Here is a 12,376-nt window from a genome sequence, read left to right as displayed (position 1 = left end):
CAAATGCTATCGCCGCCCGCGCCGTATCTGGTAATCTCCCCGCCCACCAATGGGGGAGGAACCCATGCTCGCGCTCGCCGCCACTCTGTTGATGCAGCCGACCACGCAACCCGCCGCCGACAAGGCGAAGGACGCCCCGCTGCACCCGCTCGTCACCGAGGTCTTCTACGCCGTGCCCCGCGATGCCGACCCTGATCAGGACGGCAAGCGCTCCGCCACCGGCGACGAGTTCATCGAGATCGTCAACCCGCACGCCAAGCCCATCAACCTCAAGGGCTACCGCATCGCCGACGCCCGCAAGTCCCCGCCGACCGACTCCAAGGACAAGAACAAAGCAAAGGACAAGCCCGGCGACCAGGACAACCGCTTCTCCTTCACCTTCCCGGACCTCACCCTCCAGCCCGGCGAGGTCGTCGTCCTCTTCAACGGCTACCAGTCGAGCCCCGCCCAGCCCTGCGGCACCAAGGACTCAGCCCCGACGAAGAACCCCAAGTTCCACGACGCCTACGTCTTCTCCGCGGAGACCAGGTCCCAGTACGTCGCCTTCTCAAACAGCGCCGACTGCATCGCCCTCTACGACGCCGACGGCCAGCCCGTCGAGTGCCTCTATTGGGGCGAGAAGCAGCAGCCCGAAGCCGCCCCAAGGCAGTCCAAGCTCCCCGAGGCCCGCAGCAGCGTGCAGCGCTCCAGCCCCACCGGCGACTTCGTCCCCCACACCGAACTGCCCGGCAACGACACCTGCAGCCCCGGCAAGTTCAGCCTCAAGGCCTCCACAGAATCTACGAAGCAGGCCCCTCCCACGGCAGCTCCACCGTCATCGTCGTCCCCTGCTTCCACACCGACTCGACAGAAATAGCCCCGCCCAGCGCCTTCACCGCGTGCTTCACGATCGCCAGCCCCAGCCCCGTGCCGCGCCGGTGCTGAAACCCCGTCCTCGCCGGGTCCACCTGGAAGAACCGCTCGAACACCCGCTGCTGCTGGTTGATCGGGATCCCCACCCCTTGATCGATCACCTGCACCCGCAGGCCCCCGTTCCCCTCGCCACGCCGCGCCACCACCCGCACCGGCGTCCCAACGTTCGCGAACTTGATCGCGTTGTCCACCAGGTTCTTGATCACCAGCCGCAGCAGCTTCGGGTCGCTCCGTAGCCGCGTCACCCCAGGCTCGACGTCCACCTCCAGCCGCAGCTGCTTCTCCGCCGCGAACGCGCCGAGCTGCTCGTACACGTCCTCGATCACCGCGCCCAGGTCCACCTCCTCGACTCGAATGACCGACTCCGGCGACTCCAAACGTGACAGCTCCATCAGGTCGCGGATCATCTCGTCCAGCCGCTGGGCGTTGTTCGCGATCATCTGCGTGAACCGCGACCGCATCCCCTCGTCTTCCCACGCCCCGTCCGCCAGCGTCTCGATCGCCGCCTTGATGCTCGCCACCGGCGTCCGCAGCTCGTGGCTCGCGTTCGCCACAAAGTCCGTCTTCAGCTGCAGGGCCGTCGCAAGCTCCGTGATGTCCCGCAGCGACACTACCGCCCCTGACCGCGCCGCCCCAAGCCGCACCGGCCCGGCCTTCACCTGGTAAATCCGCGTCCCGTCCGACCGCTGCAGCCGCACCTGGCCTGTCGCCTCCCGCCCCGACAACGCCGCGGCGTGCAGCGTGATCACATCCCCCTGCGTCACCAGGTCCTCAACTGACCGCCCGATCAGCCCCCGCGGGCCCCGCTGGAAGAACTCCTCCGCCGCGCGGTTCGCCAATACCACCTCGCCCGCCGCCCCCGTGGCGAACATCGGCCAGGGCGATGCCTCCAGCACCGCCCGCACAGAGCCAAGCTCCTGTTCCACCGCTTGGGCTGACTCCCGAGTCTCCTCCAGCTCGCGGGCGTGACGCCGCAACTCTTCGCGCACACCGCCGAGCGCGCGATCTCCCGCGCGAACCAGCGTCCACCCGGACGCCACTGCTGCGATGCCCGCCACGATTGCGACTCCGACCGGCGGCATCCCCGTCGCGGCACACGCCAGTCCGGCTATCGCCGGCGCACCCAGCACCATGCACCTCTGGAACGTGATTGTCGGGCTCGACGGCTCCACCAGCGCCCATCCTATAAGAGGATCAGGCCTGCTCGCCCCCGCCCTCGTCTCCGCCCTCGTCCAGCGTCGCCCGGTACCCCACCCCCCGCACTGTCTTTATCACCCCGGCCTGCGACCCGAGCTTCTTGCGCACCGCCGTCATGTGCACATCGATCGTCCGCTCGGTCACCATGACCCCCGGTCCCATCGCCCGCTCCATCAGCAGCTGGCGCGACAGCACCTTGCCCCCGGCCGCGATCAGCGAGCTCAGCAGCCGGAACTCCGTGAGCGTCAGCTTCATCAGCTCGCCCCCGACAAACGCCTCGTGTGTCTCGAGGTTCACGCTGATCGGACCGAGCTCGATCAGCTTTCGATCATCACTCGGCTTCGCCACCCGCCGCAGCACCGCTTCTACCCGAGCCAGCAGGACCCGTGGCGAGAACGGCTTGGTCACATAGTCATCCGCGCCCGCCGTCAGCCCCACCAGCTGATCAGCCTCCGCTGTTTTGGCCGTGAGCATGATGATGGGGATCGCCGCGGTCTCGGGGTTCGACCGCACCCGCGAGGCGACTTCCGTGCCCGACAGCTCCGGCAGCATGACGTCCAGGATCATCAGGTCCGGCCGCCGGTCACTCAGCATCTGCAGTGCCTTGAGCCCCGTCGCGGCCGTGCTCACCTGGTACCCCGCCTTCCGCAGGTTGTACGAGAGAAGGTCCAATAAGTCCTTCTCGTCGTCCACGACGAGCACGTGCCGGGTTTCTGCCATGCTGTGCCGCCTCGTCTAAGTAACCAAACCACAAACAGTTAGTGACTGCTTATACCACTCCGCGTCGGCCATGCGCACAGAAGACTAAGTGGGGGACCGGGCAACGGCCAGACCCTCTCGGTTCGGTTTTGGTTAAGAGTCGAATCGCAAATGTCCAGAGAAAGTGTGGTCCACGCACCGGGGATCAACCGAAAAAGTTGACCGCGGGAGTTTGCGTTCGCTAATCGGGCTGGGTATAGTCCGACCCCGATTGGGGCGTCAAGGACCGCGACAGGCGCGAGATAGGCCTGTGGTTTCTGACGGGGGCTGAATCAAACGCCCCACCGCCGACGGCTGGGGGATTCAGCAGCACGGCGGTTCGAAGGTCGAGTGACGGAAGTCGAGTTTGAACCCCTCTCGTTCGTGCCAGACAAACAGCCACGGTTCCCCCGGGGCTCATGCGTAGGAACGGCCCGCAGGACGGAGTCCCGCGTGCCAGACAGGTCAGGTCACCGGTCGGCTGTTGTAGCCGCCGGAAGTCGTGGGTCTCTCGGGACGGAGCGCCCGAAGGCCATTCGAAGGATCACGTGTCAGCAGTGTTTCAAGAAGGAGTCGAATAGATGCAGACCAAGATGCTTGTGATCGTCGCCGGTGCGGCGCTGGGCCTCACGGCCTCCGCGTTCGCTCAGAACGCCAACCTGGACCAGGGCCGCGCGTACAACGCCGAGCTCATGTCCGACGCCGGCGCCCGCGCCAGCCTCCTGGCCGGCGGCCCCGCCGGTAACTCGCTGTACGCCGCCACCTTCGGCATCGGCGACAGCACCGGCAACAACCGCCTGAACATCGGCGGCACCTCGGTCACCCGCTACACCGTCTCGCTCCGCGACGACGCCACGGTTGCCGAGCCCGACGATCTCACCACCGGCTTCAGCCAGCCCACCACCCGCCTCCGCTTCTGGGGCAACGTGTGGGACAAGAACCTCACCTTCAAGATCCAGGGCAACTTCGGCGGCGAGTTCTCTGACGTCGGCTCCTTCGGCCTCGAGGACGCCTACGGCATGTACACCTGGGACAACGGCTTCGGCCTCAAGTGGGGCCAGTTCCGTATGCCCCTGACCCGCGAGTGGAGCGTCGAGGACGAGTTCCAGCTCGCCGCCGAGCGCTCGGTGACCAGCCGCGTCTTCTCCCCCGGCTACACCCAGGGCCTCCAGTTCTCCTACCAGGCTGATGCCTTCCGCTTCGTCGGCGGCATCACCGACGGCACGAACTCGGGCAACACCGACTTCACCAGCGAGTCCAACGACTTCGGCCTCAACGCCCGCTTTGACTTCAAGGCCATGGGCGGCTCCTTCGAGCGCTTCAACGACATCACCAGCTGGCGCTCCGCTCCCGACAACGGCCTGCTCATCGGCGCCGGCGTCAACTGGGAGTCCGGCGGCGAGACCGGCGGCACCGTCGACAACGGTGACACCTTCGTCTACACCATCGACGCCAGCTGGGAAGGCCCCGGCTACAACGTGATGGCCGCCGGTTACGGCGCCCACTTCTCCCCGCCCGCCGGTTCCGACGTCGATGACTTCGGCGCCATGATCCAGGGCGGCATCTTCGTCACCGAGCAGGTCGAGCTCTTCGGCCGCTGGGACGCCATCTTCTGGGACGATGACCGTGGCCTCGGCGAGGACACCAACATGTTCGCCACCATCGGCATGAACTACTACATCTCCAAGGAGAGCCACGCCGCCAAGTTCACCTTCCAGGCCGCCTACGCCTTCGAGGACACCTCCGCCCTCTTCGGCACCGGTGGCTTCGTGGAAGGCAACACCCGCAACGGCTTCCTCGGCGACACCGAGGAGGGCGAGATCGCCTTCATCGCCCAGATGCAGCTGGTGTTCTAATCCAGTTCACCTGAGCGTGATCCTGTGAATCCTTCGGCCGGGCGCCCCTCCAGGGCGCCCGGCTTTGTTTTTGGTTCATCGTGACGCCGGGACTGAGGAATCCTCGACGAAGTCCCGGGTTCGTGCGCGCAGCAAACCTGGACTTCGGCCCAGTGCGGCCTCAGTCCCGGCATCGTCCTTCTACAGCAGCGTCCCCCGCAGCAGCATCACGCAAGCGGTGAAGTAGATCACCACGCCCACCACGTCCACCAGCGTCGCCACAAAGGGCGCCGAGCTCGTTGCCGGGTCCAGCCCGATCTTCTTCAGCAGGAACGGCAGCATCGCCCCCATGATCGTGCCCCACAGCACCACGCCCACCACCGCCATCCCGATGCTCATGCCCATCAGCGCGAAGTGGTCCTGCACCCGCGCGCTCTCATCAGTGATCTTGCCGTCCGCCCCCGTCTTCGCGAACCAGCCCATCCAGCCCCAGACCGCCACCCGCAGCAGCCCCAGCACCCCCAGCACGGCGCCCAGCAGCATGCCCACCTGAAGCTCGCGCTTGAGCACCCGCACCCAGTCCCGCAGTGCGATCTCGCCCACCGTCAGCGACCGGATTACCAGCGCCGTCGCCTGCGACCCGCTGTTGCCGCCCGCCGACACGATCATGGGCACGAACGTGCTCAGCACCGCCGCTTTGTCGATCTCGCTCTCGAACCCCTCCATCGCGAACTGCGTCCCCATGCCGCCCACGAACAGCACCGCCAGCCACGTGAACCGCTTCCGCGCCAGCTGAAAAATCGTCGCGTCGATGTACGGCTCTTCCAGGGCCTGCACGCCGCCCATCCGCTGCATCTGCTCAGTGGCCTGCTGCTCGGCAACGTCCGCCACGTCGTCCGCCGTGACGATCCCCACCAGCACGCCCCGCGAGTCCACCACCGGCAGCGCCAGCCGGTCGTAGCGGCTCATGAGCTGCACTGCGATCTCTTGCGGCTGGTCGGCCGTGAGGTGCACGAACGACTGGTTCATCAGCGAGTCGATCGTCGCCTCAGGCGGGGAGAGCAGCACCTGCCGCAGCCGCAGGTCGTCGATCAGCCGGCCCTGGTCGTCCACCACATAAAGAACGTTGATCGTCTCGGCGTCCCGCCCCACCTTGCGCACGTGCTCGAGCGACCGCGCCACCGTCCACTCCGGGCGGATCGCGATGTAGTCGGGCGTCATCAGGCGCCCCACGCTCCGCGCGGGGTACCCCAGGATCGCCTGCGTCTCCCGCCGGTTCTCAGGGCTGAAGCTCGCGATCAGCCGCTGCGCCACCTCGGGCGGCAGCTCATCCAGCAGCCGCACGCGGTCGTCGGGCGTCATCGCCTCGACCACCTTCACCGACGCCTCGGCCCCCAGCTTCGCCAGCAACTCCTCCTGGAACTCCGGCGAGAAGTAGCTGAACACCAGGCCCGCGTCGTCCCGCGGCAAAAACCGGAACCCCAGCGCCGCCTGCTCCGGCGTGAGCTCCGACAGGATGTCCGCCACGTCCGCGGGCGGCAGTTCGTGCAGAATTGCCCGCAGCTCGCTGTACCGCCCCTCCAGGATCAGCTCCCGGACCTCGGGCTCCAGCAGTTGTGCGGTGGGGTTCATCGTCACGGTGGATCAAAGATATACCACGAGGCGTGGGTGTCAGTGGGCAGTGGGTACCCCGCCCCTCCGCGGCGGCTCTTCGCGCGACACGCGACTACCTGACACCCCAGGGTGCACGCCCGCACCCGCCATCCCTGCGCCGAACCACCGCCGCGGAGCGGCGGGGTACCCAAAGCCCAAGCCACAAACCACCTCACCCCATTCGTGGCTGGTCCTATCTCCCTGTTCTCCGTAAGATTGAAGGCTTGATGAAGCTCCCCGCCGACAAGGTCGCCCGCCTGCGCTCCGTGTACTCGGGGCAAACGGTGTGCGTCACCGGCGGCACCGGCTTCATCGGCGGCCACCTCGTGGACGCCCTCGTCTCCCTCGGCGCCACCGTCAGCGTGATCGACGACCTCTCCAACTCGACCCTCGAGCACCTCTCCGGCCTCATCGAGCTCGAGCCCGAGCGCGTCCGCTTCACCCATGCCTCGATCCTTGATGACGACGCCCTCGCCGACGCCGCCCAGGGCGCCCAGATCATCCTGCACCTGGCCGCGCTGGGCTCCGTACCCCGCTCGATGCTCGAGCCCCAGCGCTACTGGAGCGTCAACGCCACCGGCACGCTCCGCGTCCTCGAGGCCGCCCGCAAGGTCTCCGCTCGGCGCGTCGTCTTCGCCGCGTCCTCCTCGGCCTACGGCGACCAGCCCACGCTCCCAAAGGTCGAGACTCAACCGCTCAACCCGCTCTCGCCCTACGCCGCCAGCAAGATCGCGGGCGAGCAGCTCCTCTCCGTCTGGGCCCGCTGCTACGGCCTCTCCACCGTCAGCCTCCGCTACTTCAATGTCTTCGGCCCCCGCCAGCCCGCCGACTCGGCCTACGCCGCGGTCGTCGCCGCCTTCGCCAAGGCCCTCATCGCCGGCGAGCCGCCCACTATCTACGGCGACGGCGCCCAGACCCGGGACTTCACCTATGTCAGCAACGCCGTGCTCGCGACGCTGCTCGCCGGCGCCTCGCAGGCCCCGCTGAGCGGCCAGGTCCTCAACGTCGGCACCGCCCGCCGCATCAGCATCGCCGAGCTCGCCACCATCATGGCCCAGCAGACCGGCCAGCCCCACCTCCAACCCGCCCACAAGCCCGAGCGCGCCGGCGACGTCAAGCACTCCCTCGCCGACATCTCCGCCGCCCGCCAGCTCATCGGCTACGAGCCCGTCGCCACGCTCGAGGAGGGGCTCGCCGAGACGGTCGAGTGGTACCGCCGCTCCCTCGCCGGCGCCCGCTGATTCCAATTCCCGATGCCGCAATCACCAAGTAGCGAGAGCTCAAGCGGGTCCCGGAGGCAGTCATCGCCGCCGTCGCCGGCAGTGAAAGCTCAGATGCGGGCGCTGGATCAGGCCGGGCTGCGGGCACTCAGCCAGGCGGGCAAGGACGGGGTGCAGCCGGGGGTGCCGACGTCAGTGAAGGAGCAGACGGCGATTCGGGAGTCGGCAGCGAAGCGCAAGCAAAGCGAAGTAGAGCCTAGCCCCCGCCGGCCCCAAGAAGCCGTGGTAAAAGACCGACGCTGAGTACTTGAAGGACTACCGCGATAAACTCACGCGGACGTGCGCCGCCTCCTTGACAACCTCGCCGGCCTCTGGCAGCTCTTCCGCCTGGGCTGGATCTCCGGATTCCGATTCAAGGGTCCTTATTGGACCTGGCGCATGCAGACCGCCTTCGGGCGGGGCATGCCCGCCACCAAACGCGAGCTCATCGCCTCCGTCCTCGAGTACGGCCGCTGGATGGCCCGCATGCGCCGCCTCTAGCCCCCGCCTCAACCCCGCGCCCGAAAAATCCGATAGCGACTGACCAAGGAAGGTGGTCAGTCCCATGAGCAACAAGAGCAGCGGCATCGTCTCCCTCATCCTCAACTTCCTGCCCGGCCTCATCCTGGGCGTCGTCTGCGGCGGCCTCCTCGCGGCCTTCATGACCCCCATCGCCGAGTCCTGGGCTAACCGCCAGCCTGACCCCACCCACACCTCCGTGAGGCTCGCGAATCGGTAACCTGTACACGCACGCCCGGCAAAGTCCGCCGGCGACGGAGCGACCCCACTCGCCTCACGGAGGGGCTATGGCCAACGATCAACCCAAGCAGTCCAGCCCGTTCGTCCGCATGTTCATCCCCGGCCTGGTCGTCGGCCTCATCTGCGGCGGCCTCGCCGGCGCGATCCTCCCGCCCATCCTCGAGCGCTACGCGGGCACCCCAAGCGCTCCCGTCACCGGCGGCGCTCAGGCCCGCCCGGCCGGCCCGCGCGACACGGTCCCCGGTGAGAGGACTCAGCCCTCCGCTCAGCCCCCGGCCGAGAAGACGCCGGTCGACCCCGTCAAGGAAGAGCCCAAGCCGCAGGGCGAGCAGCCCACGCCGCCCGCAGAGACGCCGACCTCCCCCTCGACTGCGCCGGCCCCCAAGTGATCCCCACGTACACTCCGCCCATGGATCAGGAACGGCTGGTCAGGCTCGCTCGCCAGCACGCCGAAACGGCGCGCCTGCTCGGCGTTGACTTCGTCCCCGTCTACCGCACCAGCGTCGACGAGGAGATTCAACCCGCGCCCGCCGCCGCGCCCGAACCGGTGGCCGCCCCAGTCAGTGTCGTCGAGGCCAAGCCCATCGCCCCCGTCCACGGGCGCGAGGCCAAGGTCGCCGCGCTCGAGGCCCTCCGCGCCCGCTACGAGAAAGAAGCCCCGCACAAGAACTTCGTCACCGCCTTCACCAACATCGTCTGGGGAGACGGCGACCCCGATGCCAGGCTCATGTTCATCGGCGAAGCCCCCGGGGAAGACGAGGACCGCGAGGGCAAGCCCTTCGTCGGCCGCAGCGGCCAGCTCCTCAACAAGATGATCGAGGCCATGGGCCTCTCGCGCGAGACCGTCTACATCTGCAACGTGCTCAAGACGCGCCCGCTCAACAACGCCACGCCCACGCCCACAGAGATCGAGGCCTGCGCCCCGTACCTCTACGAGCAGGTCGCGATTATCCGGCCCGAGGCGATCGTGACCCTTGGCCTCCCCGCCGCCAAGGCGGTGCTCCGCTGCCCGCCCACCGCAGCGATGGGCGCGCTCCGCTCCAAGTGGGCCAGCATGTGCCTGCCGGGCGGCACGCAAGTGCCGGTCATGCCCACCTACCACCCCGCGTTCCTGCTCCGCAGCTACACGCCGGAAAACCGCGCCAAGGTGTGGGCGGACCTCCAGATGGTCATGGAGCGCCTGGGCCTCAAGCCCAAAGCCGGCGCACCGGCCTGACCAGCCGCGTTATCGCCGCAGACCCCCCGTTGGGGCGTGCAGACAGGCGTGCACCCCCCGGGGCACCCACAAATTTTTTCTTCTGATCAGCAACCGCCGCGGCGTGTGCGCCGAATGTTCTTGCGTCCGATTCGTTCCGCTTCTTCGACCCGACCCTGAACAACCCAGACCCCCACGAGACCCGGCGTTCGGCTCTGTTTCTGAATGCCGGGTTTTTTCTTTTTTGGCCTAGAAAACCAGCCCGCCGAGGCTGCCGAGCCCCAGCGGCTCCTTCGTGTAGAACGGCTCGCCCGCCCGCGTGCCGATCCGCGAGCCGAAGTAGCGGTTGCCCGCGGCGATCCACTCCGGCACCTGCATATTCAGCGGGTTATCCGCGAACTGCGAGCGGTACGCCATGATGCTCGCCATCTTCCGCTCCTCGGTCGCGCTGATGTCCATCACCAGCGTCGGATCCGGCACCCGCCGCAGGTGCGAGCAGTAGTAATAGATCAGCCATTTCGGGTAGATCGGCGGCCGTCCCTGATCCCCGGGCAGCTCGAGCTTCGTGAGCTTGGCGTCGAACCGCGCATCCTCCACGATCCGCGTCACCGCAAGATGATCCGGGTGCGCATCCTCCGGGTGCGGCAGGAACACCACCTGCGCCTGGTGCGCCCGGATCACACCCGCCACCTTGTACCGGTTCTCGATCGTGTGCTCGACCCGCCGATTCGGAAGGTCCAGCAGCTGCCGCCTCACCCTCAGCACCGCCGCGGCCTCCGCCGCCTCCTTCAGGCGCGTGGGCCGGTCTCCCCGGGGCGTCGGGCACCCGTCAGTGACGTCCAGCAGCAGCACGTCGTGCCCCTGGTCGGCCAGCAGCGCAACCGTGCCGCCCATGCCGAGCTCCTGATCATCCGGGTGCGGGCCCACAACGAGAATGTTCACTCTTCGCCCCCGCCCACCACGACAAATCCGATCAGCTCCGGCTTCCCCTCCGCCCCCTGCGTCTCGATCTGCACCAGCGCGATCTTGTCCGGCGGCTCGGCCGCGAAGAACCCGCCCGCGCGGAACGCGTCATGGTGCTCGTCGCGGAACTCACGGAGATCCAGCGTCAGCGTCTCACCCACCTTGAACGACTCCACCGGCCGGGCAAAGCGCGAGTTGATCCACAGCGTTGATGGGCCGAAGTCCCGGGCCGTGGTGTTGGTCAGCTCGATCTTCGTCACCTTCCGCACCACCTGCACGTTCACGTTCCCCTGCTGCGCCAGCGGCGGGAACGAGCGGGCGTAGTCCACCTTGGAAGGGCCCGACCTGCAAGCACCCAGCAAGGTGGCCGCCGCGAGCGCCGCGGCAAGAACACGGGTCGCAAGCCCTGGAACGCGGATAACAGCGGTGGGGGAGTGTTGGGTCACGTCTCTATAGTCCCTTGAATGTCCTGCGAGAGCAACAACGCTACGCCGCCCAGCCCCGCGATCGCCCCGGGCGGCGAGAACCTCGACTCCCGCCGCATCGCGGAGGAGGTGGGGCGTCGCGGCATGGACCCCCGCATCACCGCCCTCGTCCCCGCGTTTGACGCCCCCTTCTTCCAGGCCGGCCTCGCCGGGTACTCCGACGCGGCCATGCGCATCATCGCCCGCCGCCACGGCTGCCCCTTCTGCGTCACCGAGGCTCTTCTCGACCGCACCCTCCTCGCCGGGGGCCGCGGCTTCGACAAGGCCGACCTGGGCGAACTCCACGACAACATCCCCGGCGGCGAAGAGGACCACCCCCTCGCCGGCCAGATCATGGGCAGCGACCCCCGGGAGATGGCCGCGGCCGCCCTCAAGATGGTGGAGCAGAAGGCGCGGAGCGATCGGGAGTACAGGAAGATCGCGTACGACGCCGGGACTGAGGCCGCTCTGGGCCGAAGTCCCGGGTTGGCAGTTGCGCCCAACTTCAACCCGGGACTTCGCCCCGAGCGGCTCAGTCCCGGCGTCGAGAGTTCCTTCGAGGTCATCGACGTCAACCTCGCCTGTCCCGTCAAGAAGATCGAGAAGAAGGCCCGCGGCGGCCACTGGCTCGCCGAGCCCAACGGCGCCATCGCCATCCTCGAGGCCGTGCGCGAGGCCGTGCCCGCCGGCATCCCCTGCACCCTAAAGATCCGGCGGGCCTTCGACGACACGCCCGAGATGGCCGCGAACTTCGACCGCATCCTCAGCGCCGCGTTCAGCATGGGCTACGCCTGGGCGACCGTGCACGCGCGCACCGTGCAGCAGAAGTACGTCGGCCCTTCGCGCTGGGACCTGCTGCGCGACATCGTGAAGAAGCACCACCAGGCGCCCATCCTCGGCTCGGGCGACATCTGGAACGTGCACGAGATCTTCCGCATGATCGCCTACACCGGCGTCAGCGGCGTGAGCGTCGCCCGCGGCTGCATCGGCAACCCGTGGATCTTCCGCCAGGCCCGCCAGATGATGGCCGGCAATGCCCCCGCCGCGCCCACAGTGAGCGAGCAGCGCGAGGTCCTCCGCCAGCACTTCGAGCTGTCGTTGGCAGTGACCCGCCGCTTCAAGCACGGCGAGGACGCCACCAGCAAGATGATGCGCAAGTTCGGCATCCGCTTCGCCGCCCACCACCCGCGCGCCGAACAGGTCCGCCTGCGCATGATCGCCATCAGCAGCACCGCGGACTGGATGAACGTGCTGGACGAGTTCTACACCGAGCCCGCGGCGGTATAGGAACCGCGACCGTCAGGGAGCGACACGCCCGCGCTTCGCGGGCGTGCGTTGGGTGAACAGGTGCGTGCGACCGCAGCTGCTCGTATCTCTGCAAAGCGCGGCGATGCCCTTGCT

Annotated in this window: 13 protein-coding genes; 8 read left to right on the top strand and 5 right to left on the bottom strand. The window is 67.9% G+C overall.

The features are described from left to right. The first annotated feature begins 64 nt into the window (after nucleotides 1-64). Nucleotides 65-856 carry a lamin tail domain-containing protein gene (locus VD997_06675; GenBank protein ID HYE61662.1) on the top strand — a complete coding sequence of 264 codons (792 nt, stop codon included), beginning with the start codon at nucleotides 65-67 and terminating at the stop codon, nucleotides 854-856. Here VD997_06675 and VD997_06670 read toward each other — a convergent pair. Together VD997_06670 and VD997_06665 are read right to left on the bottom strand one after the other, a co-directional pair. Next, the gene (locus tag VD997_06670) at nucleotides 780-1,838 is read right to left on the bottom strand and encodes an ATP-binding protein (GenBank protein ID HYE61661.1); all 1,059 of its coding nucleotides are present in this window, start codon (nucleotides 1,836-1,838) and stop codon (nucleotides 780-782) included. The two genes, VD997_06675 and VD997_06670, sit on opposite strands and share 77 nt — an antisense overlap. Before the next feature lie 268 nt (nucleotides 1,839-2,106). Then, the gene (locus tag VD997_06665) at nucleotides 2,107-2,829 is read right to left on the bottom strand and encodes a response regulator (protein ID HYE61660.1); all 723 of its coding nucleotides are present in this window, start codon (nucleotides 2,827-2,829) and stop codon (nucleotides 2,107-2,109) included. A 599-nt stretch (nucleotides 2,830-3,428) separates the two neighbouring features. Between VD997_06665 and VD997_06660 the strand changes: the two genes are divergently transcribed. Further along, on the top strand, nucleotides 3,429-4,703 hold the full coding sequence (locus tag VD997_06660; protein ID HYE61659.1) for a hypothetical protein: 1,275 nt from the start codon (nucleotides 3,429-3,431) through the stop codon (nucleotides 4,701-4,703). A 180-nt stretch (nucleotides 4,704-4,883) separates the two neighbouring features. Here VD997_06660 and mgtE read toward each other — a convergent pair whose 3' ends face one another. Next, nucleotides 4,884-6,314 (bottom strand): magnesium transporter, encoded by a 1,431-nt coding sequence (gene mgtE / locus VD997_06655; protein ID HYE61658.1) that lies wholly within the window; start codon nucleotides 6,312-6,314, stop codon nucleotides 4,884-4,886. 248 nt (nucleotides 6,315-6,562) lie between these two features. Between mgtE and VD997_06650 the strand changes: the two genes are divergently transcribed. The 5 genes from VD997_06650 (at nucleotide 6,563) to VD997_06630 (ending at nucleotide 9,569) form a co-directional block, all read left to right on the top strand. Beyond that, nucleotides 6,563-7,576 carry an NAD-dependent epimerase/dehydratase family protein gene (locus VD997_06650; protein HYE61657.1) on the top strand — a complete coding sequence of 338 codons (1,014 nt, stop codon included), beginning with the start codon at nucleotides 6,563-6,565 and terminating at the stop codon, nucleotides 7,574-7,576. A gap of 318 nt (nucleotides 7,577-7,894) precedes the next feature. Further along, nucleotides 7,895-8,095, top strand: coding sequence for a hypothetical protein (locus VD997_06645; protein ID HYE61656.1), 201 nt, complete (start codon nucleotides 7,895-7,897; stop codon nucleotides 8,093-8,095). A 64-nt stretch (nucleotides 8,096-8,159) separates the two neighbouring features. After that, nucleotides 8,160-8,333, top strand: a complete 174-nt coding sequence (locus tag VD997_06640) for a hypothetical protein (GenBank protein ID HYE61655.1) — start codon at nucleotides 8,160-8,162, stop codon at nucleotides 8,331-8,333. A 67-nt stretch (nucleotides 8,334-8,400) separates the two neighbouring features. Next, nucleotides 8,401-8,742, top strand: a complete 342-nt coding sequence (locus VD997_06635) for a hypothetical protein (GenBank protein HYE61654.1) — start codon at nucleotides 8,401-8,403, stop codon at nucleotides 8,740-8,742. Between the two features lie 20 nt (nucleotides 8,743-8,762). Continuing rightward, nucleotides 8,763-9,569 (top strand): uracil-DNA glycosylase, encoded by an 807-nt coding sequence (locus VD997_06630; GenBank protein HYE61653.1) that lies wholly within the window; start codon nucleotides 8,763-8,765, stop codon nucleotides 9,567-9,569. Nucleotides 9,570-9,797: 228 nt separating this feature from the next. On the opposite strand, the gene VD997_06625 is transcribed toward VD997_06630, so the two are convergent. Beyond that, nucleotides 9,798-10,490: a PIG-L family deacetylase gene (locus tag VD997_06625; protein ID HYE61652.1), complete on the bottom strand. Its 693-nt coding sequence runs from the start codon at nucleotides 10,488-10,490 to the stop codon at nucleotides 9,798-9,800. Then, nucleotides 10,487-10,840, bottom strand: a complete 354-nt coding sequence (locus VD997_06620; protein HYE61651.1) for a hypothetical protein — start codon at nucleotides 10,838-10,840, stop codon at nucleotides 10,487-10,489. Before VD997_06620 ends, VD997_06625 begins: the two co-directional genes overlap by 4 nt. Before the next feature lie 135 nt (nucleotides 10,841-10,975). Between VD997_06620 and VD997_06615 the strand changes: the two genes are divergently transcribed. Continuing rightward, nucleotides 10,976-12,262, top strand: a complete 1,287-nt coding sequence (locus VD997_06615) for a tRNA-dihydrouridine synthase family protein (GenBank protein ID HYE61650.1) — start codon at nucleotides 10,976-10,978, stop codon at nucleotides 12,260-12,262. The last annotated feature ends 114 nt before the right edge of the window (nucleotides 12,263-12,376 follow it).

This window comes from Phycisphaerales bacterium, from assembly GCA_035627955.1.
In the GTDB taxonomy this organism is placed as follows: domain Bacteria; phylum Planctomycetota; class Phycisphaerae; order Phycisphaerales; family UBA1924; genus JAEYTB01.
Note: the sequence above shows the minus strand (reverse complement) of the source record. Positions and strands in the feature narration are given on the sequence as shown.

What these genes read in the sequence shown, in the direction of transcription:
- VD997_06675 (HYE61662.1), top strand. Translation starts at nt 65, where the DNA reads ATGCTCGCGCTCGCCGCCACTCTGTTGATGCAGCCGACCACGCAACCC.
- VD997_06665 (HYE61660.1), bottom strand. Translation starts at nt 2,829, where the DNA reads ATGGCAGAAACCCGGCACGTGCTCGTCGTGGACGACGAGAAGGACTTA.
- VD997_06660 (HYE61659.1), top strand. Translation starts at nt 3,429, where the DNA reads ATGCAGACCAAGATGCTTGTGATCGTCGCCGGTGCGGCGCTGGGCCTC.
- mgtE (HYE61658.1), bottom strand. Translation starts at nt 6,314, where the DNA reads ATGAACCCCACCGCACAACTGCTGGAGCCCGAGGTCCGGGAGCTGATC.
- VD997_06650 (HYE61657.1), top strand. Translation starts at nt 6,563, where the DNA reads ATGAAGCTCCCCGCCGACAAGGTCGCCCGCCTGCGCTCCGTGTACTCG.
- VD997_06640 (HYE61655.1), top strand. Translation starts at nt 8,160, where the DNA reads ATGAGCAACAAGAGCAGCGGCATCGTCTCCCTCATCCTCAACTTCCTG.
- VD997_06635 (HYE61654.1), top strand. Translation starts at nt 8,401, where the DNA reads ATGGCCAACGATCAACCCAAGCAGTCCAGCCCGTTCGTCCGCATGTTC.
- VD997_06630 (HYE61653.1), top strand. Translation starts at nt 8,763, where the DNA reads ATGGATCAGGAACGGCTGGTCAGGCTCGCTCGCCAGCACGCCGAAACG.
- VD997_06615 (HYE61650.1), top strand. Translation starts at nt 10,976, where the DNA reads ATGTCCTGCGAGAGCAACAACGCTACGCCGCCCAGCCCCGCGATCGCC.